This window comes from Microbacterium jepli (genome assembly GCF_047237905.1).
Classification (GTDB): domain Bacteria; phylum Actinomycetota; class Actinomycetes; order Actinomycetales; family Microbacteriaceae; genus Microbacterium.
Window position 1 is genome coordinate 2481694 of record NZ_JBDFLW010000005.1, and the last position, 19849, is coordinate 2501542.

A 19849-nucleotide genomic window follows, 5' to 3' on the forward strand; every position below is an offset into this window, starting at 1 on the left:
TCTGTCGCCGGCGAAGGACCGGACCCGGCCGACGGGCGACCGCCCGCGTGCACCGGCGTCAGGGCGCCCGGTGGGGAGGAATCAGCGCGTGGCGTGGGTGGCGGTGTCGGCGTCCGCCGAGTCGCTGGAGCGCCGGACGGCGTTCAGCACCACGATCGAGATGTTGTCGCGGCCGCCGTTCTCGAGCGCCGCCTCCAGCATCGCGTCGACGGCTGCCGCGGGATCCTCGTGCTCGGCCAGGAAGTGCTGGATGCCGTAGTCGGTCAGCTCCTTGGTGAGTCCGTCGGAGCACACGACGAAGCGGTCGCCGTCGACGACGTCGAGGCGCACGTAATCGGGGGTGACGCTCTCGCTCGGACCCACGGCCCGGGTGATGACGTTGCCGTACGGGTGGTTCTCCGCCTCTTCAGGACTCAGCCGGCCGGCGGCCATGAGCTCCTGCACCACGGAGTGGTCGGTGGTGATCTGCACGATCGTCTCGTCGCGCAGGAGGTAGACGCGGGAGTCGCCGATGTTCAGCGTGACCCAGTGGACCGACCCGCCCGCAGCATCCAGGAACACCCCGGTGACCGTCGTGCCCGTGCCGTCGTCGGTGGTGTCGACGTGCGACGCGATGTCCTTGACCGCCTTCGACAGCGCCTTCTCGATCGCCTTGGTCGACACGTCGCCGGACTCGGCGATCGGCCGGAGACGGTCGACGGTGCTCGTGCTGGCGATCTCGCCGCCGATGTGCCCGCCCATGCCGTCGGCGACGACGAACAGGGGGAAGTCCGCGAGCACGGCGTCCTGGTTGTTGTCGCGGCGCCGGCCCGTATGCGTCACGGCGGCCCAGGACACCTCGATCTCGCCGCCGGGAAGCGGGAGCGTTCGGGAGCGGGTGACCACGTCGGACATCTTCACCTCTTCCTGTCGTGCGGCGTTGCGGCGCGACAGGGCGCCGGGGTCTCCCAGCCTAGTGGACCGTCTCAGCAGGCTCCGGCATCCGCTATTCTGCGGGGTCGGCCGGAAGCGGGAACAGTGCGTCGATCGCGGCGAGGTCGGCGGCATCCGGCGTCCATGCCGCCGCCGCCGCGTTCGCCTCGATCTGCTCCGGGCTCGTCGCGCCGGCGATGACGCTGGACACCGGATCCTGAGCGAGCAGCCACCCGAACGTCGCCTGCAGCATCGAGATACCCCGCTCGTCGCAGAAGTCGCGGTAGGCCTCCAGCGCATCCCAGGGCGCCTCGCTCCAGACGTGGGGACGCTGACGCATGATGCGGCTGTCCTGCGGGCCGCCTTCGCGCGTGAACTTGCCCGTCAGCAGACCGTTCGCGAGCGGGAAGAACGGGAAGAACCCGAGCCCGAATCGGCGCGCGGCCGGCAGCACCTCGCGCTCGGCGCCGCGCGAGAGCAGCGAGTAGTGGTTCTGAGCGGAGATGAAGCGGATGCCGCGACCCGGCGCCGTCAGCTCAGCCTCCGCGATCTGCCACCCGGCCAGGTTCGAATGGCCGAAGTACCGGATCTTGCCCTCGCGGACGAGATCCTCCAGGGCCGAGGTCGTCTCCTCGATCGGCGTCTCGGTGTCGGGCACGTGCAGCTGGTACAGGTCGATCCAGTCCGTCTGCAGTCGCCTCAGCGAGGCCTCGACGGCCGTGCGGATGTACGAGCGCGATGCCTTCGATCCGCGCACCGTGTAGCCCATGTCGCGTCCGGGGTGGCCGAACTTCGTGGCGAGCACGACCTCGTCGCGGCGTCCGCGCAGCGCCTCGCCCATGAGCGTCTCGCTCTGGCCGGGCTCGCCGCCGTACATGTCGGCCGTGTCGAGGAACGTCACGCCGGCCGCGATGGCGGCGGACACCACATCCCGCGTGCCGTCGAGCGTCTCGCTGCGGGTGCCCGGCCGGCCGAAGTTGTTGCAGCCGAGTCCGACGGCCGAGACGACGAGACCGGATGCTCCGACGTGGCGTGATGCGGGAGTGCTCATGCCGCCACGCTACCTCCCCCCGGCGCCCGGACCGGGCTCGCCGGCACACCGACGCAGCGGGAACGACGAAGCGCCCCTCGCAGGGCGAGAGGCGCTTCGCTGTCGTCAGATCCGGGGCTGGTCCGGACCCGCGGGCGGCTCGGGCGAAGCCGGCGGCGGAGGCGTGGTCGGCGGCACCGTGGGCGGTTCCGGGTTCGAGGATGCCGGGGGTGCGGGCGGCGTGTAGCCGGCCGGCGGCGCGGGCGGGACCGACTCTGCGGGCGGTGCGGGCGGCTGGTAGCCGGCCGGGGGCTCGTAGCCCGCGGGGGGCTGATAGCCGGCAGACGCCGCGGCCGAACCCAGCGCGCTGCTCTGCACGGGGACGCCGTCCCACACCGTCTTGTCGGCGAGGAAGTTGCCGGCCCACGGCGCGGCCGGGATCGCCGTGTTCCAGCGGGACTTGTCGAAGGCGTTGATGCCGAGCCACACGATCGACAGGAAGAAGTAGAGGATGAGCCAGACGGCTTCCTTCTGGAGCTTCAGTCCCACGCGCCAGGCTGCGAGCATCGTGTAGACGAAGGCGGCCAGGCCGATGAGCGTGCCGAGCACCGGCACCCAGCCGAGGACGATCGTGCCGCCCCACAGCACCAGCAGCCACCAGGGGTTCAGGTCGCCGAGCTTGACGAAGATCAGGGTGTTGTAGATCGGCACCCAGGCGCGCCATTTGCCCTGCACACCGGCCTTCTCGAAGATCTTCATGAAGAAGAACGACGAGATGATGTAGCCGGCGATGGCGAAGATGAACAGGAAGACGTAGAAGACGGCCAGGACCGCGAAGGCGGCGGCGTCATTCGGATCGGAATACATGCGCGTCCCTTTCATGGAACGGATCGGATGTCGGCGAGGACTGCCCCCCACTGCGATCACATGCTAGCGACGACACCGGCCGACTGTCAGTCGATTCCCAGGTATGTCGGCGGTCGTTACGCTGAACACGACGCGGAGCGTTCCGCCGAAAGGAAGCCATGAGCAGCGCGATCCCCCCTGTCCCCCCTCTTCCGGCCCGGCCCGCCGCGCAGGCCGCGCGCGAGTCCGCGCGCGTCGAGGGCGACGGCTACGACCCGGCGACCGATCCCGACGACACGGGCGTGCCCACCACGGCCGGCTCTGACGCGGCCGAGATCGGCCGCGGATTCCTCCGCGCCCTCTTCGACGTCTCGTTCCGCACGTTCATCACGCGTCGGCTGGCGAGCGTGTTCTACGTCGTCGGACTGATCGTCATCGCGATCGGCTTCCTGGTCTACTTCATCGGCGGCATAGTGCGGGGAGCCTCAGCACTGGGGTACAACCCGGGCGCCGGCATCTCCCTCATCGTCGCGACGCTCGTGCTCGTGCCGCTGTTCTCGTTCCTCGCCGTGATCGTGCTCCGCTTCATCATCGAGGCGGTCGTCGCACTCATCGCCATCGCCGAGAACACCGAGCGCACGGCCGAGAACACGCGCGGCTGACTCAGACGACGAGGTCGAGTTCGCCGGTGCGGCCGTCGCGCAGGCGCCAGCCCGCAGCATCCGCCCATCGTCGCAGTCCGGCGACCGACGGCACCCGCGGGCGCTGCTCGGCCAGGGCGCGCACGAGTGCGCCCTTGGCATGCTTGTTGAAGTGGTTGAGCGCCCGGGTGGTGCCCGCCTCGGTCTCGGTGACGACGCGGAGATACACAGACGGGACGGATGCCGGAACCGGCCCGAGCGCGACGTACGCCTCCGAGCGCAGGTCGAGCACGAAGCCCGGCTGCGCGTCGGCGATCGCTGCGGTCACGGCGGCGCCCCACAGGCGCGGGAGCGCACGAAGCCCGGGCAGGGAGACGCCGGCACCGAGCCGGTAGGCCGGGATGCGCTCGAGCGCGCGGACCGGTCCGAACGGAGCCGAGTGGATCGCGACGCTGCGCCCGAGCCAGCGTCGGGCGGCGGGGTCGAGGGATGCCGCGTCCAGCGCGTCGTAGAGCACGCCCGTGTAGCGATCCACCGCCGGCAGACCCGGCGCGTCGGCGAGGGCCGCGTTCACGGCGACCTCGGTCCGCTGCGTGGCGCCCAGCTTCAGCAGCCGTGCTGCCTCATCCGGGTAGGCGGACAGCGCGACCAGGGCCGCCGTCACCTCTCGCCGATGAGGCTCGAGCGACGGGAACGACAGGGCGTCGGGGCGCCAGGCGCCACCCGAGCCGCCGGGGCGCTTGGTCTCCGACGGGGGCAGGAGCACCAGCATCCGTCATCCCTTCATACGAGAAACCACACCCCCGACGGGACGCGACGCGGTGCGTGCGGTCCCGGCGCGGATGTGGTTTCCCGGCCGATCTGAGGTGTCAGGCGATGAGCGCGGCGTTTCCGGCGACGATCGTGAGGTCGTCGCCCTCCATGGAGAGGAAGCCGTCCTGCGCGTTCGCGAGGATCTTCGAGCCGTCGGCCTGCGTGATGCGAACCTGACCCTCGGCCAGGATGGCCAGCACGGGCTCGTGCCCGGCCATGAAGCCGATCTCTCCCTCGACGGTCTTGGCGACGACGAGCGTCGCCTCCCCCGTCCAGACCTCCGCGTCAGCGGAGACGAGGCTCACCTTGAGCGGCATGTCAGCCGTTCTCCTTCTGGATCTGCGCCCACTTCTCCTCGACGTCGCCGATGCCGCCGACGTTGAAGAAGGCCTGCTCGGCCACGTGGTCGAAGTCGCCCTTGACGATCGCGTCGAACGACTCGATCGTCTCCTTGATCGGGACCGTGGAGCCCTCGACGCCGGTGAACTTCTTGGCCATGTAGGTGTTCTGCGACAGGAACTGCTGGATGCGACGCGCACGCGACACGACGACCTTGTCCTCTTCGGAGAGCTCGTCGACACCGAGGATGGCGATGATCTCCTGCAGCTCCTTGTTCTTCTGGAGGATCTGCTTGACCGACGTGGCCACACGGTAGTGGTCGGCGCCGATGTAGCGCGGGTCGAGGATGCGGCTGGTGGAGGTGAGCGGGTCGACGGCCGGGTACAGGCCCTTCGACGCGATCTCGCGCGACAGCTCGGTGGTCGCGTCCAGGTGGGCGAACGTGGTCGCCGGCGCCGGGTCGGTGTAGTCGTCGGCGGGGACGTAGATGGCCTGCAGCGACGTGATCGAGTGACCGCGCGTGGAGGTGATGCGCTCCTGGAGCACACCCATCTCGTCGGCGAGGTTGGGCTGGTAGCCCACCGCGGACGGCATGCGGCCGAGGAGCGTGGACACCTCGGAGCCCGCCTGCGTGAAGCGGAAGATGTTGTCGATGAAGAGCAGCACGTCCTGCTTCTGCACATCGCGGAAGTACTCCGCCATGGTCAGGGCCGACAGGGCGACGCGCAGACGCGTTCCCGGCGGCTCGTCCATCTGGCCGAAGACGAGGGCGGTCTTGTCGAAGACGCCCGCCTCCTCCATCTCGGCGATGAGGTCGTTGCCCTCACGCGTGCGCTCGCCCACCCCGGCGAACACCGACACACCACCGTGGTCCTGCGCGACGCGCTGGATCATCTCCTGGATGAGGACGGTCTTGCCCACGCCGGCGCCGCCGAAGAGGCCGATCTTCCCACCCTGCACGTACGGCGTGAGGAGGTCGATGACCTTGATGCCGGTCTCGAACATGGTCGTCTTGGACTCGAGCTGGTCGAAGCTCGGCGCCTTGCGGTGGATGCCCCAGCGCTCGGTGACCTCGACGGTCTCGCCGGGCTCGCCGTTCAGCACGTCGCCGGTCACGTTGAAGACCTTGCCCTTGGTCACGTCGCCCACGGGCACGGTGATGGGGCCGCCGGTGTCGCGGACGTCCTGGCCGCGGACCATGCCGTCGGTCGGCTTCAGCGAGATGGCGCGGACGAGGTCGTCGCCGAGGTGCTGGGCGACCTCGAGCGTGATCTCGGTGGACGCGCCGTCGATCACGATGGTGGTCTTCAGCGCGTTGTAGATGTCGGGGATCGAGTCGTGCGGGAACTCGATGTCCACGACGGGGCCCGTGACGCGGGCGACACGCCCGACGACCGGGGCTTGCGTCTTCTCAGCGGTGAGGCTCATGGCTTCATTCTCTTTCGTGTGAGGTCTATTTGCCCGACGAGAGCGCGTCGGCGCCGCCGACGATCTCGGCGATCTGCTGCGTGATCTCGGCCTGACGGGCGTTGTTGCGCAGCCGCGTGTAGTCGGTGATGAGCTTGTCGGCGTTGTCGCTGGCGGACTTCATCGCCTTCTGCGTGGCCGCGTGCTTCGCCGCCGAGGACTGCAGGAGGGCGTTGAAGACGCGGCTCTGGATGTAGACGGGCAGGACGGCGTCGAGCACCGTCTCGGCGTCGGGCTCGAACTCGTACAGGGGGTACACCTGCGCGGACGAGGCCTCCTCCGCATCGACGACCTCCAGCGGGAGCAGGCGGACCTGCTCCGGCGACTGGGTCATCATGCTGACGAAGCGGTTGTACACGAGGTGGATCTCGTCGACGCCGCCGTTGTCGCCGCCGCGGTTGTAGGCCGTGAGCAGCACGTCGGCGATCTCCTCCGCTGTGCGGAAGTGCGGCGTGTCGGTGTCACCCGTCCACTCCGCCTCCGTCTGCATGCGACGGAACTGGAAGTATCCCACCGCCCGGCGGCCGACGACGTAGTACGCGACCTCCTTGCCCTGGGAGCGCAGGAGCTCCGACAGCTCCAGACCCTCGCGGAGGATCTGGGAGTTGAAGGCGCCGGCGAGGCCGCGGTCGGAGGCGAAGATGACCACCGCCGACCGGCGGATCACCGGCCGCTCCCGCGTGAGCGGGTGCTCGACGTTGGAGTGCGTCGCCACCGCGGACACCGCACGGGTCACGGCGCGCGCGAAGGGCGAGGATGCCCGAACGCGCGCCATGGCCTTCTGGATGCGCGAGGCGGCGATGAGCTCCATCGCCTTCGTGATCTTCTTGGTCGTCTGGGCAGAGCTGATCTTCTGCTTGTAGACCCGGAGTTGTGCGCCCATGGTTCCTGTCTCGCGGCGCCGCCTTAGCGGCGGCCCTTGACGATCTTCTCCTGGTTGACGTCGCCCGCGTCCGCGGCCGCGATGTCATCGCTGCCCGGCTGGGTCAGCGACTGGCCGTCGCCGGCCTGGAACTGCGGGATGAACTCGTCCACCTTCGAGGTGAGCTCGGCGACCAGGTCGTCGCTCAGCACGTTGGTGTCGCGCAGCGTCTCGAGGATCGAGGAGTTGCGACGGAGGTAGTCCAGCAGCTCGCGCTCGAAGCGCAGCACGTCCTCGACCTCGATGGTGTCGAGCTTGCCGTTGGTGCCGGCCCAGATCGAGACGACCTGCTCCTCGACGGGGTACGGCGAGTACTGCGGCTGCTTGAGCAGCTCGGTCAGGCGCGCGCCGCGGGAGAGCTGACGACGGGATGCCGCATCCAGGTCGCTCGCGAACATCGCGAACGCCTCGAGCGAGCGGTACTGCGCGAGCTCGAGCTTCAGGGTGCCGGAGACCTTCTTGATCGACTTCACCTGCGCGTCGCCGCCGACGCGGGACACCGAGATGCCCACGTCGACCGCGGGACGCTGGTTGGCGTTGAAGAGGTCGGACTGCAGGAAGATCTGGCCGTCGGTGATCGAGATCACGTTGGTCGGGATGTAGGCCGACACGTCGTTGGCCTTCGTCTCGATGATCGGCAGGCCGGTCATCGAGCCGGCACCGAGCTCGTCGGACAGCTTCGCGCAGCGCTCCAGCAGACGGGAGTGCAGGTAGAACACGTCGCCGGGGTACGCCTCGCGGCCCGGCGGGCGGCGCAGGAGGAGCGACACGGCGCGGTACGCCTCGGCCTGCTTGGTGAGGTCGTCGAAGATGATCAGGACGTGCTTGCCCTCGTACATCCAGTGCTGGCCGATGGCCGAGCCGGTGTACGGAGCGAGGTACTTGAACCCGGCCGGGTCGGAGGCGGGAGCCGCGACGATCGTCGTGTACTCCATGGCTCCGGCGTCCTCGAGCGCGCCCTTGACGGAGGCGATCGTGGAGCCCTTCTGGCCGATGGCGACGTAGATGCAGCGGACCTGCTTGTTGACGTCGCCGGAGTCCCAGTTCGCCTTCTGGTTGATGATCGTGTCGATCGCGATCGCCGTCTTGCCGGTCTGGCGGTCGCCGATGATGAGCTGACGCTGGCCGCGGCCGACGGGGATCATGGCGTCGATGGCCTTGATTCCGGTCTGGAGGGGCTCGTGCACCGACTTGCGCTGCATGACGCCCGGCGCCTGCAGCTCGAGGGCGCGGCGGCCGGTCGTGGCGACCGTGCCGAGTCCGTCGATCGGGTTGCCGAGCGGGTCGACCACGCGGCCGAGGTAGCCGTCACCCACGGCGACCGACAGGACCTCGCCGGAGCGGGTGACTTCCTGACCGGCCTCGATGCCGGAGAACTCACCGAGCACCACGACACCGATCTCGTGCTCGTCGAGGTTCAGGGCCAGGCCCTGGGTGCCGTCGGCGAAGTTCACCAGCTCGTTGGCCATGACGCCGGGAAGACCCTCGACGTGGGCGATGCCGTCGGCGGCGTCGATGACGTAGCCGACCTCGGTCGCCGCGGCGCCCGAGGGCTCGTAGGCGGCGACGAAATCCTTCAGCGCGTCACGGATGACGTCGGGGCTGATCGATAGTTCTGCCATTGTCTTCCCTTTACTCAATGCTTCGGTGTGGGGCTCCGTGCCCCGAAATCTCCGCCTCGCGGCGGCGTGTGTCAGCTTGCGAGACGCTGACGGAGGTCGGCGAGCCGCGACGAGACGCTCGCGTCGATGACATCGTCCGCGATCTGCACGCGCAGGCCTCCGACCACCGAGGCGTCGATGACCGTGTTGATCGACACGCGCGTGCCGTATTTCGCCGAGAGGGCGGCAGCCAGTCGGGACGACTGCGCCTCGTTCAGCGGGACAGCCGTCACGACCGTCGCGACGGTGCGGCCCCGCTGATCGGCGACGGTCTTCATCGCCGCGCTCAGCAGCGAGCGCACCCGCCGGTCGCGGGGCTGACGCACGAGCGAGGTGACGATGAGTGCGGTCGCCTCGCTGACGCGCCCGCCCAGGAGCTTCTCGACGAGCGCGGACTTCGCCGCGGCATCCCCGACCCGGCTGCCGAGCGCGAGCTCGAGCTCCGGATTCTCGGCGACCGTGCGGGAGAATCCGAACAGCTCGCCCTCGACGTCAGCGTCACCGGCGGCCAGGGAGGCTGCCCGGACGGCGAGGTCGTCGATGCCGTCGATGAGGTCGGACGCCGACGACCAGCGCTGCTGGACGATGGTCGTCAGCAGGTCGAGGGACGCCGGCGAGGAGACCGCTCCGAAGACGGCACGCACGAGTGCCTCCCGCGACGCGGGCGAGGCGGACGAGTCCGACAGCGCTCCGCCCAGCTGGGTGGAGTCGTCGAGCGCGCGTGCCGCCGCGAACAGATCGCGCGCGACGCCGAGGTCGACGGCCGACGAGGCATCGAGCGCCGCCGTCGTCGCCGTGCGGGCCTGTGTGGTCGCGCTGCCCATTACGCCCTCGGACCCTGAGCCTGCGTAGCAGACTCGGATGCTTCGAGCTCAGCCAGGAAGCGGTCCACGACGGCCTGCGCCTTCTGGTCGTCGGCGAGCGTCTCGCCGATGACGTTGCCGGCGAGGTCGAGGGCGAGTGTGCCCACCTCGCTGCGCAGCGACACGAGCGCCGTCTGGCGCTCCGCATCGATCTGCGTGTGCGCGGTCGCGGTCAGGCGAGCGGCCTCCGCGGATGCGGTGTCCTTCGCCTCGGCGACGATCTTCCGGCCGTCGTCGCGGGCGGCCTCGCGGATCTCGCCCGCCTCCTTGCGCGCCGCGGCGAGCTGGGCGGTGTACTCCTCGAGTGCCGCCTCGGCCTTGCGCTGCGCCTCGTCGGCCTTGGCGATGTTGCCCTCGATCGCCGCGGAGCGCTCGTCGAGCAGCTTCTGCATGCGAGGAAGGACCACGCGCCAGAACACGTACAGGATGACGATGAAGCAGACGCCCGACCAGATGATGTCGTACCACGCCGGGATCAGCGGGTTCGTCGGCGTGCCGCCCTCTTCTGCGGCGACCGTGACAAGAGCGCTCAGCATCCTGTCTCCTTAAGTCGAGTGCGGATGGCTTAGAAGCCGAAGATGAAGCCGGTGGCGATGCCGATGAACGCCAGCGCCTCGGTGAAGGCGATACCGATGAACATCAGCACCTGCAGGCGGCCGGCCAGCTCGGGCTGACGGGCGACGCCCTCGATCGTCTTGCCGACGACGATGCCCACACCGATGGCGGGGCCGATGGCGGCGAGGCCGTAGCCGATCGTCGCGACCGAGCCGGTCACTTCAGCGAGAACCGTAGTTGCGTCCACGGGGGTTTTCCTTTCGTAGGGGGCGGCGGTTGCCGACCCGATCAGTGCTCGTCCGCGACCGCGAGCTGGATGTAGACCGCGGTGAGGATGGCGAAGACGTAGGCCTGGAGGAAGGCCACGAGGATTTCGAAGAGGGTGAAGGCGAGACCGAATGCCAGCGTCCCGACGCCGAGAAGCGACCAGAAGCCGCTCAGGGTGACGATGAAGAACTGGGTGGCCGCGAAGAAGAGCACCAGCATGAGGTGCCCGACGATCATGTTCATCAGCAGTCGGAGCGTCAGCGTGACGGGCCGGATGATGAAGGTCGAGAGGAACTCGAGCGGGATGATCAGGATGTAGAGGAACCACGGCAGCCCGGGGGGCATGAGCGAGTTCTTGAAGAAGTTGCCCGGGCTCTTGCGCACGCCGGCGTAGATGAAGGTCACGTAGGCGACGATCGCCAGCAGGAGCGGCACGGCGATCACGCTGGTGCCGGCGATGTTCAGGAACGGGATGATGCCCGTCAGGTTCATGAACAGGATCATGAAGAAGAACGTCGTCAGGATCGGCAGGAAGCGGTTGCCGTCCTTGCGCCCGAGGAGGTCGTGCGCGATGTTGACGCGGACGAAGTCGAGGCCCATCTCGACGATGCTCTGGAACCGGCCCGGGACGAGCTTCATACGACGCGTGCCGAGGATGAACACCAGGATCAGAACGGCCGTGGCCAGCATCTGGATCAGGTTGATGCGCGTGATCGCGAAGATGGTGCCATCGAAGAAGATGGCATCGGGGAAGAATTCCTCGATCGAGGGCGGGTGGAAGCCGCTATCGTCCGATTCGGCGGCAATGGCGATCAGGCTCGCGACGTGAGTAAACAGCGCTGGCTCCAGCTCAGGGGCACAGGCTCAGGCCGGTGCGACGATGGTCGGTGAGTCACTCCACAGAATCTCAGCAAGAACACAGCTGAGGAGGCGGGCGCAGTGTCCACCCTACCAAACTCGGGCGGGCGGGATGTGCGCTCAGACGGCGTCGGTGTCTCCACGTCGAGAGACAGGGGCCTCATCGTCGACGACGGCCGTCGGCAGTCGGCCGTCGCTCACGGTGGGGACGCGCATGCGCAGGAGCACGACGACGTCGACGACCAGCGACGCGATCACCGAAGTCACGACCGCGATGAAGAAGATCATCGGATCGATCCAGGGCTGGCCACGCAGCAGCAGGAGCGCGACGACGAAGACGACGAGCTTGAGGATCCAGCCCCCGAGCACGATCCCGAAGAAGATCGGCACGTACAGCGCGTCCCCGAACCAGCGGTTGGCGACGAGGATGCTGCCTGCGGTGATGGCCAGGAAGACCGCCGAGAGCACGACGCCCAGCAGGCCGCTCCCGAGGCCCTCCCCTCCCCCGACGAGGAAGCCCACCACGCCGAAGACGACGGCGAGGACGGCGGCGACGATCACGGACCACACCAGAGCGGTGCGGAGGATCGGCGTGCTCGTGACGGGACTGGGGCTCATGGGAGGGACTCCTGGGAGGGGGTGCGGTGGGAGGGCAGCAGGGTGACGGCGAGGCAGGCGGCCACGCCGACGACACCGAAGGCGACGCCGATGAGGTACTCGCCGGGCCAATCCTCCTGCGTGCCGATGTACATCAGCAGGACGGCGAGACCGACGACGGCCGTCCACGCGTAGAAGATGAGGACCGCGTCACGGTCCGAGTGGCCCATGTCCAGCATCCGGTGGTGAAGATGCTTGCGATCCGGGGAGAAGGGCGACTTGCCGGCGCTCATGCGACGGATGACCGCGAGGCCGAAGTCGAGCAGCGGCAGGAGCACCACGACGATGGGCAGCAGGATCGGGATGAACGCACCCAGCAGCTGGGAGCGACCGAACTCGGCGGGGTCGAGGACCGCGGGCTCGAGCTGTCCGGTGATGGCGATGGCCGAGCAGGCCATGAGCAGGCCGAGCATCAGCGCGCCCGAGTCGCCCATGAAGAGCTTGGCGGGGCTCCAGTTCAACGGCAGGAAGCCGACGCAGGCGCCGATGAGCACGGCGGCGATGAACGACGCCAGGTTGAAGAACGAGTTGGCGCCGATGTCGCGCACGAGGATGTAGGAGTACGCGAAGAAGATCACGTTGGCGATGAGGCAGACGCCGGCGACCAGTCCGTCGAGGCCGTCGATGAAGTTGACGGCGTTCATCACGATCACGATCGAGAAGACGGTCAGCGTGAAGCTCACCCAGCTCGAGACCGTCAGCCCGCCGATCGGGAGGGTGTAGATCTGCAGCTCGCCGAACCACGCGATGATGCCGGCGGCGAGGAACTGCGCGCCGAGCTTGATCATCCAGTCGAGGTCCCACAGGTCGTCGGCGACGCCGACGAGCACGATGATGAGCGTCGCGGCGAGGATCGACAGCACGGCCTTCGGATCGACCCAGAAGATCGAGAAGAACGGATGATGGGCCGACACCGCGAATGCGGCGCACACCCCGAGGAACATCGCGATGCCGCCCAGCCGGGGCGTCGGGGTCTTGTGGACGTCGCGCTCGCGGATGCCCGGGTACAGCTTGAAACGCAGACTCAGCCGCCACACCGCCCACGAGAGCGTCAGCGTGATCGCTGCCGTGAGGATGATGACGAAGACGTACTGCTTCACGCGTGCGGGTCCTCGGCGACCGTCGTCTCGCGCGCGCCCTCGCGAACGGGGTCGGGCTCGAGGAGGTCGCCCAGGACCGAGCGCAGGGCGGGGAGTCCGACGGCGCCCTCGCGCAGGACGGTCACCCGGGGATCGTCCTGTCCGCCCACGAGGCGCGTCGCGTCGATGATCGTCGAGGCGATGCCGGTGCGCGACGGCCCGCCGTCGAGATACACGGAGACGCTGTCGCCGAGCATGGCCTGCGCGTCGGCCGCCATGATCGCGGCCGCCTTGCCGGTGAGGTTGGCACTGGAGACGGCGAGCGGCCCGGTGTCCTCCAGCAGCTCGAGGGCGAGACGGTTGTCGGGCATGCGGACGGCGACGGTGCCGTTCGTGTCGCCGAGGTCCCACGAGAGCGAGGGCTGCGACGGCAGCACGATGGTCAGGCCGCCGGGCCAGAAGTTCTCGACGAGTCTCTCGACCGCCTCCGGCAGTTCGGCGACCAGCGCGCGGAGCGTGGTGGAGCCGGCGACGAGCACCGGCGGCGGCGACTGCCGGCCACGGCCCTTGGCCTCCAGCAGACCCTGCACGGCGCGGGCGTTGAACGCGTCGGCGGCGATGCCGTAGACGGTGTCGGTCGGCAGGACGACGAGCTCGCCCCTGCCGATCGCCTGACGGGCGTGGCGCATGCCGGGAAGCAGTTGCGCCTCGTCGCGGCAGTCGTAGAGAGAGGACATGGCGCGCCCATTCTACGGGCGGGAACCCGCGATGCCGTGCGCGTCAGGGCCGGACGGCCGTGGTGGCGCGGTCGCGCATCGTGAGGTCGGGGTGGGTGGATGCCGCACGCCACCCGTCCGCGGAGAGGATGCCCCGGATCTCCTCGCCCTGCCACTCCCCGTGCTCGAGCACGATCATCCCGCCGGGATGCGCCAGCCGCAGGCCGACGCGGCTGAGGACGCGGATGACGTCGAGGCCGTCCGGCCCGCCGTACAGCGCGGCGGGGGGATCGAAGAGTCGCACCTCCGGATCGCGCGGGATCGCGGCATCCGGCACATAGGGAGGGTTCGACACGACGACCGAGACCGTCCCGTCGAGCTCGGGGAACGCGTGCTCGAGGTCGGCGGCCACGAGCTGCGCGTTGTCGGCGCCGACCCGTGCGAAGTTCTCCGTCGTCCACGGGAGCGCGTCGGCGGAGTTCTCCGCGGCGAACACCCGAGCGTGCGGCACCTCCGTCGCGAGGGCGAGGGCGATCGCGCCGCTGCCGGTGCCGAGGTCGACCGCGATCGGAGACGGGGATGCCGCGGCCACGAGCGCGTCGACGGCGAGCTGCGCGACCATCTCGGTCTCGGGCCGCGGCACGAACACGCCGGGTCCGACGCGCAGCTCGAGGTGGCGGAAGGGCGCCGTGCCGGTCAGGTGCTGCAGGGGCTCGCGCGTCACGCGGCGACGGACGAGCGCGCGCAGCGCGTCGTCGTGCTCGGCGGCCAGCCGGTCGCCGCGGATCGCCGCGGCCTGCACGCCCCCGCGCCCCAGGCCGAGGACGTGCGCCGCGAGGAGCTCGGCGTCGACGTCGGGATCCGGCACACCGGCGGCGGCCAGCTCCTGCACGGCCTCGCGCAGAGCGGCGGACAGCGTGCGGGCCGAGTCGGTGTGGGTGTTCGGGGGCGTGGTCATGGCGATCCCCCAGCCTAGGCGTCCCGTCACACAGGACCCTCCGCGGGTGCGCTCCCGTAGGCTGAGCGGGCGCACCGCAGCCCCGCCCGCCCCGCGAAAGGCCTGTCATGACCGGCATCCATTCCGACATCACCACCGCGTTCGGCAACACTCCGCTGGTGAAGCTCAACCGCGTCGCCGAGGGGGTGGACGCGCAGATCCTCGCGAAGCTCGAGTTCTACAACCCGGCCTCCAGCGTCAAGGACCGTCTCGGCATCGCGATCGTCGACGCGGCGGAGGCCTCCGGCGAGCTCAAGCCCGGCGGCACCATCGTCGAGGCCACCAGCGGCAACACCGGCATCGCGCTCGCGATGGTGGGAGCGGCCCGCGGCTACAAGGTGATCCTCACCATGCCCGCCTCGATGTCGAAGGAGCGCCGGCTGCTGCTGAAGGCGTTCGGCGCCGAACTGGTCCTCACCGACCCGACGAAGGGCATGACCCAGGCCGTCGGCGAGGCCGAGGAGATCGCGGCCCGCACCCCCGGCGCCGTGCTCGCGAAGCAGTTCGCGAACGAGGCGAACCCCGCGATCCACCGCAAGACCACGGCCGAGGAGATCCTCCGCGACACCGACGGCAAGGTCGACTACTTCGTGGCCGGCATCGGCACGGGCGGCACCATCACCGGCGTCGGACAGGTGCTCAAGGAGCGCGTTCCCGGCGTGAAGGTCATCGCGGTCGAGCCCAAGGACTCCCCCATGCTCACCGAGGGTCACCCCGGCCCGCACAAGATCCAGGGCATCGGGCCGAACTTCGTGCCGCAGATCCTCGACCGCGACGTGATCGACGAGGTCATCGACGTCGAGTTCGACGACGCGATCCGGCTGGCCCGCGAGACGGCCTCGAAGGACGGCATCCTCGTCGGCATGTCGAGCGGCGCCGCGATCTGGGCCGCGCTCGAGGTCGCGAAGCGCCCCGAGGCCGCCGGCAAGAACATCGTCGTGATCATCCCGTCCTTCGGCGAGCGCTACCTCTCCACCGCGCTCTACGAAGACCTGCGCGAGGACTGATGCCGCGCCTGCTCGAGGGCGTGCGCGTCGCCGTGTCGCGCATGCGCGAGGACGTCGCGGCCGCGCGTCTGCGCGACCCCGCCGCCCGCAGCGGTCTCGAGATCGCCGCGCTGTACCCGGGGCTGCACGCCGTGTGGGCGCACCGGGTGTGGCACGCGCTGTGGGTGCGCGGCATCCGCTTCCCGGCGCGCGCCGGGTCGCAGATCACCCGCGCGCTGACCGGCGTGGAGATCCACCCCGGCGCCGTGATCGGCCGCCGGTTCTTCATCGACCACGGCATGGGCGTCGTCGTCGGCGAGACGGCCGAGGTCGGCGACGACGTGATGCTGTACCACGGGGTCACCCTCGGCGGACGGCAGCGCGAGGGCGGCAAGCGCCACCCCACGGTCGGCGACCGCGTCGCGGTGGGGGCGGGTGCGAAGGTGCTCGGACCGATCACGATCGGCGCGGACTCGGTCATCGGCGCGAACGCGGTGGTGACCCGGGATGCCCCGGAAGGCAGCATCCTCGTCGGCATCCCGGCGAAGCCCCGCGCGCGGCGCGAGGGACTCGACACCCGGGCCCTGCTGACCGCGCCCGACTACGTCATCTGACGGCCTCCTCGACCGCGAGACTGCAGCTGCGCGGCGAGACGTCGGAGTTCACCCGCTGTCTCGCCGACCGGTTGCAGTCTCGCGGTCAGGGGCGCGGGCGCGCGGGTGAGGGTCAGGAGTCCTGGCCGAGGGCGGCCAGACGCTCCTCCTCATCGGCGGCGATGCACGAGTCGATGATCGGGCCGAGCGCGCCGTCCATCACCTGGTCGAGGTTGTACGCCTTGTAGCCGGTGCGGTGATCGGCGATGCGGTTCTCAGGGAAGTTGTACGTGCGGATCCGCTCGGAGCGGTCCATGCCGCGGATCTGCGACTTGCGGGCGTCGGATGCCGCGGCATCCAGTTCCTCCTGCTGCCGGGCCAGGATGCGGGCACGGAGAACGCGCATGCCGGCCTCGCGGTTCTGCAGCTGCGACTTCTCGTTCTGCATCGACACGACGATGCCCGTCGGCAGGTGCGTGATGCGCACGGCGGAGTCGGTCGTGTTGACGGACTGCCCACCGGGACCCGACGACCGGAAGACGTCGATCTTGAGGTCGTTGGGGCTGATCTCGACCTCATCGGGCTCGTCCACCTCGGGGAAGACGAGCACGCCGGTCGTGGAGGTGTGGATGCGCCCCTGCGACTCGGTCGCCGGCACCCGCTGCACGCGGTGCACGCCGCCCTCGTACTTGAGGTGCGCCCACACGCCCTGCGCGGGGTCGGCGGAGGAGCCCTTGATCGCGACCTGCACGTCCTTGTAGCCGCCGAGATCGGACTCGGTGCGCTCCAGGAGCTCGGTCTTCCAGCCGCGGGATGCCGCGTATTGGAGGTACATGCGGAGGAGGTCTGCTGCGAACAGCGCGCTCTCGGCGCCGCCCTCGCCGCCCTTGATCTCCATGATGACGTCGCGGGCGTCGTCGGGATCGCGCGGGATCAGGAGCCGCCGGAGCTTCTCCTGGGTCTCGGCGACGCGCTCCTCGAGGACGGGCACCTCCGCGGCGAACGCCTCGTCCTCGCGGGCGAGTTCGCGCGCGGCCTCCAGGTCATCGGATGCCGCGGCCCACGCGTCGTGGGCCGCGACGATGCGACTGAGCTCGGCGTACCGGCGATTGACCCGCTTGGCGCGCGCCGCATCGGCGTGCACGGCGGGATCGCTGAGCTCCTCCTGGATCGCCTTGTGCTCCTCGAGGAGCGGCTTCACGGAGTCGAACACGGTGTGCTCCTCCCCCGCGGATCAGCGGATGTTGTTCTCGTGCCCGTGGCTGTGGCCGGTCGGCGTCGGGATCGACTTCTGCATCTGCACGAGGAACTCGACGTTGCTCGAGGTCTCCTTGAGCTTGCCGAGCACGACCTCGAGGGCCTGCTGCGGGTCGAGTCCGGCGAGGGCGCGACGCAGCTTCCACGTGATCTTGACCTCGTCGGCCGACAGCAGCATCTCCTCGCGGCGCGTGCTGGAGGCGTTGACGTCGACTGCGGGGAAGATCCGCTTGTCGGCCAGCTGGCGCGACAGGCGCAGCTCGCTGTTGCCGGTGCCCTTGAACTCCTCGAAGATGACCTCGTCCATCTTGGAGCCGGTCTCCACGAGCGCGGTCGCGAGGATCGTGAGCGATCCGCCGTTCTCGATGTTGCGCGCGGCGCCGAAGAAGCGCTTCGGCGGGTAGAGCGCCGAGGCGTCGACGCCACCGGTCAGCACGCGGCCGGAGGTGGGCGCGGAGATGTTGTACGCGCGGCCCAGGCGGGTGATCGAGTCCAGCAGCACGACGACGTCGCGACCGAGCTCCACGAGGCGCTTCGCGCGCTCGATGGCGAGCTCGGCGACAGTGGTGTGGTCTTCCGCGGGGCGGTCGAAGGTCGAGGCGATGACCTCGCCCTTCACGGTGCGCTGCATGTCGGTGACCTCTTCGGGTCGCTCGTCGACGAGCACGACCATGAGGTGGACCTCGGGGTTGTTCGTCGCGATCGCGTTGGCGATCTGCTGCAGCACGATGGTCTTGCCAGCCTTCGGGGGCGCCACGATGAGGCCGCGCTGGCCCTTGCCGATCGGCGCCACCAGGTCGATGATGCGCTGGGTCAGCTTCTCGGGCGCCGTCTCGAGGCGCAGGCGGTCCTGCGGGTAGAGCGGCGTGAGCTTGCCGAACTCGACACGGTCGCCCGCGTCTTCGGCCGAGAGGCCGTTGACCGAGTCGACCTTGACGAGCGCGTTGTACTTCTGGCGGCTGGACTGCTCGCCCTCGCGCGGCTGCTTGATCGCGCCGACGACGGCATCGCCCTTGCGCAGGTTGTACTTCTTCACCTGGCCGAGCGAGACGTAGACGTCGCTCGTGCCGGGGAGGTAGCCGCTGGTGCGGACGAAGGCGTAGTTGTCGAGCACGTCGAGGATGCCCGCGATCGGAATGAGGACGTCATCCTCGGTGATCTCGGTCTCGAACTCGTCGCCGTTGGCGTTGGGCGCTCCGCGACGCTTGGCGTTGTTGTTGCGCTGCTGCTGGCGGCCACGGCCGCCTGCCGGAGCGTCGTCCTGGTCGGCCTGCTGCTGCGTCTGCGCCTGCGTCGGGGCGTTGCCGCCCTGCGCGGCCTGCGGGGCGTTGCCCTGCTGTGCAGTGCCGTTCTGGGGCGCGTTGCCGTTGGCGTTGCCGCCACGGCTGCGGCTGCGGTTGCGGCTCCGGCTGCGTCCGCGGTTGGACCCGGAGTCGGATGCGTCGCCGTCGCCGTTCGCGTCGGCGTTGTCGTCGTCGCCCTGCGCGTTCTGGGCCGGGGCGTCCTGCGTCGAGGCGTTCTGAGCCTGCTCGTCGGCGTCGGCGGCCGGCTGCGCGTCGTCGGCCGGGGCGGCGTCGGCGGCCTCGGTCTCGTCGGCGGGGGCCTGCGCGGCGCGGGCGTTGCGGCCGCGACCGCTTCCGCGACCCGAACGGGCCGGGGCACGCTCGGACGTGGCGGGCGCCTCGTCGGACGACGTGCTCTCGCCGGCGGCGTCGGGCACCTCGGCCGGAGCGGCAGCGTCAGACGAGGCGTCGGATGCTGCGGCGTCGGATGCTGCGGCCTCAGCCGGAACGGCGTCGGACGCGGCAGCGGCCGGCGTCTCGGCAGCAGCCTCTGCGGGTGCGGCCTCGGCCGGAGCGGCCGGCAGGTCGGAGCTTTTGGCCCGGCGCGGTGCGCGCTTGCGCGGCGCCTTCGCGGGCTTCTCTTCGACGGCGGCGTCGGTCGCCTCGACCGGCACGTCGGCCGGGGTCGGGTCCTCAACCGGAGCGTCGGCGACCGGCTGAGCAGCATCGGCAGCCGCAGCATCGGCAGCGGCCGTGTCGTCGCCGGCCGCAGCGTCGGCAGCCGGGGCGTCCGCGGCGGGCTGGGCCGCAGCATCCGGAGCGACCTCGGCGGTCTCGTCCTCAGCGGGCGCGACCTCCGCAGCCTCGTCGACCGGAGTCTCGTCGGCCGCCGGAGCGGTGGTGGTGTCGGCGTTCGAAGCGCCGGTGCCGTTCTCCTCGGCGGCGGGCGCGTCTACGCGCTCGTCGGCCGAAGGCTCAGCAGCATGGATCTCGGAGATGGACTCCACGAGTTCTCCCTTTGTGAAGCGGGTGGATGTGCACGACCGCATCAGGATCCGTGCATGACGGATCCGTGCCCGTGCTGCCGTCGACGGTGGGGGCGGCCCG

The 19849-nt window shown here is 69.8% G+C and carries 22 protein-coding genes; 4 read left to right on the plus strand and 18 right to left on the minus strand.

The genetic code is table 11. The annotated features are described in order from the left end of the window. Positions 1 to 81: 81 nt before the first annotated feature. The 3 genes from ABC304_RS15990 to ABC304_RS16000 form a co-directional block, all read right to left on the minus strand. Positions 82 to 894: a PP2C family protein-serine/threonine phosphatase gene (locus ABC304_RS15990; RefSeq protein WP_412932217.1), complete on the minus strand. Its 813-nt coding sequence runs from the start codon at positions 892 to 894 to the stop codon at positions 82 to 84. Positions 895 to 985: 91 nt separating this feature from the next. Continuing rightward, positions 986 to 1963 carry an aldo/keto reductase gene (locus tag ABC304_RS15995; protein ID WP_412932219.1) on the minus strand — a complete coding sequence of 326 codons (978 nt, stop codon included), beginning with the start codon at positions 1961 to 1963 and terminating at the stop codon, positions 986 to 988. A gap of 105 nt (positions 1964 to 2068) precedes the next feature. Beyond that, positions 2069 to 2809, minus strand: coding sequence for a large exoprotein (locus tag ABC304_RS16000; protein ID WP_412932221.1), 741 nt, complete (start codon positions 2807 to 2809; stop codon positions 2069 to 2071). A 158-nt stretch (positions 2810 to 2967) separates the two neighbouring features. On the opposite strand from ABC304_RS16000, the gene ABC304_RS16005 reads away from it, so the two are divergent. Beyond that, a complete protein-coding gene (locus ABC304_RS16005) occupies positions 2968 to 3450 on the plus strand; it encodes a DUF4282 domain-containing protein (RefSeq protein WP_412932223.1) in 483 nt (160 codons plus the stop codon). 1 nt (position 3451) lies between these two features. Here ABC304_RS16005 and ABC304_RS16010 read toward each other — a convergent pair whose 3' ends face one another. From ABC304_RS16010 to atpB, 9 genes are all read right to left on the minus strand, one after another. Then, positions 3452 to 4201 (minus strand): YaaA family protein, encoded by a 750-nt coding sequence (locus ABC304_RS16010; RefSeq protein ID WP_412932226.1) that lies wholly within the window; start codon positions 4199 to 4201, stop codon positions 3452 to 3454. A 97-nt stretch (positions 4202 to 4298) separates the two neighbouring features. Further along, positions 4299 to 4559 carry a F0F1 ATP synthase subunit epsilon gene (locus ABC304_RS16015; RefSeq protein ID WP_412932228.1) on the minus strand — a complete coding sequence of 87 codons (261 nt, stop codon included), beginning with the start codon at positions 4557 to 4559 and terminating at the stop codon, positions 4299 to 4301. A gap of 1 nt (position 4560) precedes the next feature. After that, the gene (gene atpD / locus ABC304_RS16020) at positions 4561 to 6009 is read right to left on the minus strand and encodes a F0F1 ATP synthase subunit beta (protein WP_412932231.1); all 1449 of its coding nucleotides are present in this window, start codon (positions 6007 to 6009) and stop codon (positions 4561 to 4563) included. A 25-nt stretch (positions 6010 to 6034) separates the two neighbouring features. Beyond that, the gene (locus ABC304_RS16025; RefSeq protein WP_412932234.1) at positions 6035 to 6931 is read right to left on the minus strand and encodes a F0F1 ATP synthase subunit gamma; all 897 of its coding nucleotides are present in this window, start codon (positions 6929 to 6931) and stop codon (positions 6035 to 6037) included. Between the two features lie 23 nt (positions 6932 to 6954). After that, positions 6955 to 8592: a F0F1 ATP synthase subunit alpha gene (atpA, locus tag ABC304_RS16030; protein ID WP_412932236.1), complete on the minus strand. Its 1638-nt coding sequence runs from the start codon at positions 8590 to 8592 to the stop codon at positions 6955 to 6957. A gap of 71 nt (positions 8593 to 8663) precedes the next feature. Beyond that, the gene (locus ABC304_RS16035; RefSeq protein ID WP_412932239.1) at positions 8664 to 9455 is read right to left on the minus strand and encodes a F0F1 ATP synthase subunit delta; all 792 of its coding nucleotides are present in this window, start codon (positions 9453 to 9455) and stop codon (positions 8664 to 8666) included. Next, positions 9455 to 10030, minus strand: a complete 576-nt coding sequence (locus tag ABC304_RS16040) for a F0F1 ATP synthase subunit B (protein WP_412932242.1) — start codon at positions 10028 to 10030, stop codon at positions 9455 to 9457. Before ABC304_RS16040 ends, ABC304_RS16035 begins: the two co-directional genes overlap by 1 nt. Before the next feature lie 29 nt (positions 10031 to 10059). Then, on the minus strand, positions 10060 to 10296 hold the full coding sequence (gene atpE / locus ABC304_RS16045; RefSeq protein ID WP_127095047.1) for a F0F1 ATP synthase subunit C: 237 nt from the start codon (positions 10294 to 10296) through the stop codon (positions 10060 to 10062). 41 nt (positions 10297 to 10337) lie between these two features. Then, a complete protein-coding gene (gene atpB / locus ABC304_RS16050; RefSeq protein ID WP_487247425.1) occupies positions 10338 to 11057 on the minus strand; it encodes a F0F1 ATP synthase subunit A in 720 nt (239 codons plus the stop codon). Between atpB and ABC304_RS16055 the strand changes: the two genes are divergently transcribed. Further along, positions 10996 to 11145 carry a hypothetical protein gene (locus ABC304_RS16055; RefSeq protein ID WP_241240281.1) on the plus strand — a complete coding sequence of 50 codons (150 nt, stop codon included), beginning with the start codon at positions 10996 to 10998 and terminating at the stop codon, positions 11143 to 11145. The two genes, atpB and ABC304_RS16055, sit on opposite strands and share 62 nt — an antisense overlap. Before the next feature lie 149 nt (positions 11146 to 11294). Here ABC304_RS16055 and ABC304_RS16060 read toward each other — a convergent pair whose 3' ends face one another. Genes ABC304_RS16060 through prmC form a run of 4 tightly spaced genes read right to left on the minus strand, consistent with a single transcriptional unit; the run spans position 11295 to position 14584 of the window. Further along, positions 11295 to 11792 carry a Cg1360 family ATP-synthase-associated protein gene (locus ABC304_RS16060; protein ID WP_412932244.1) on the minus strand — a complete coding sequence of 166 codons (498 nt, stop codon included), beginning with the start codon at positions 11790 to 11792 and terminating at the stop codon, positions 11295 to 11297. Next, the gene (locus tag ABC304_RS16065; protein ID WP_412932247.1) at positions 11789 to 12931 is read right to left on the minus strand and encodes an MraY family glycosyltransferase; all 1143 of its coding nucleotides are present in this window, start codon (positions 12929 to 12931) and stop codon (positions 11789 to 11791) included. Before ABC304_RS16065 ends, ABC304_RS16060 begins: the two co-directional genes overlap by 4 nt. Then, positions 12928 to 13647 (minus strand): L-threonylcarbamoyladenylate synthase, encoded by a 720-nt coding sequence (locus tag ABC304_RS16070; RefSeq protein ID WP_412932250.1) that lies wholly within the window; start codon positions 13645 to 13647, stop codon positions 12928 to 12930. The genes ABC304_RS16065 and ABC304_RS16070 overlap by 4 nt, the downstream gene beginning before the upstream one ends. A gap of 43 nt (positions 13648 to 13690) precedes the next feature. After that, positions 13691 to 14584 carry a peptide chain release factor N(5)-glutamine methyltransferase gene (gene prmC / locus ABC304_RS16075; protein WP_412932253.1) on the minus strand — a complete coding sequence of 298 codons (894 nt, stop codon included), beginning with the start codon at positions 14582 to 14584 and terminating at the stop codon, positions 13691 to 13693. Positions 14585 to 14691: 107 nt separating this feature from the next. Between prmC and cysK the strand changes: the two genes are divergently transcribed. Together cysK and epsC are read left to right on the plus strand one after the other, a co-directional pair. Further along, a complete protein-coding gene (gene cysK, locus ABC304_RS16080; protein ID WP_412932256.1) occupies positions 14692 to 15630 on the plus strand; it encodes a cysteine synthase A in 939 nt (312 codons plus the stop codon). After that, positions 15630 to 16223, plus strand: coding sequence for a serine O-acetyltransferase EpsC (gene epsC / locus ABC304_RS16085; protein ID WP_412932258.1), 594 nt, complete (start codon positions 15630 to 15632; stop codon positions 16221 to 16223). Before cysK ends, epsC begins: the two co-directional genes overlap by 1 nt. Before the next feature lie 112 nt (positions 16224 to 16335). Here epsC and prfA read toward each other — a convergent pair whose 3' ends face one another. Beyond that, the gene (prfA, locus tag ABC304_RS16090; protein WP_412932260.1) at positions 16336 to 17415 is read right to left on the minus strand and encodes a peptide chain release factor 1; all 1080 of its coding nucleotides are present in this window, start codon (positions 17413 to 17415) and stop codon (positions 16336 to 16338) included. A gap of 21 nt (positions 17416 to 17436) precedes the next feature. Then, on the minus strand, positions 17437 to 19749 hold the full coding sequence (gene rho, locus ABC304_RS16095; protein WP_412932262.1) for a transcription termination factor Rho: 2313 nt from the start codon (positions 19747 to 19749) through the stop codon (positions 17437 to 17439). Between the last annotated feature and the right edge of the window lie 100 nt (positions 19750 to 19849).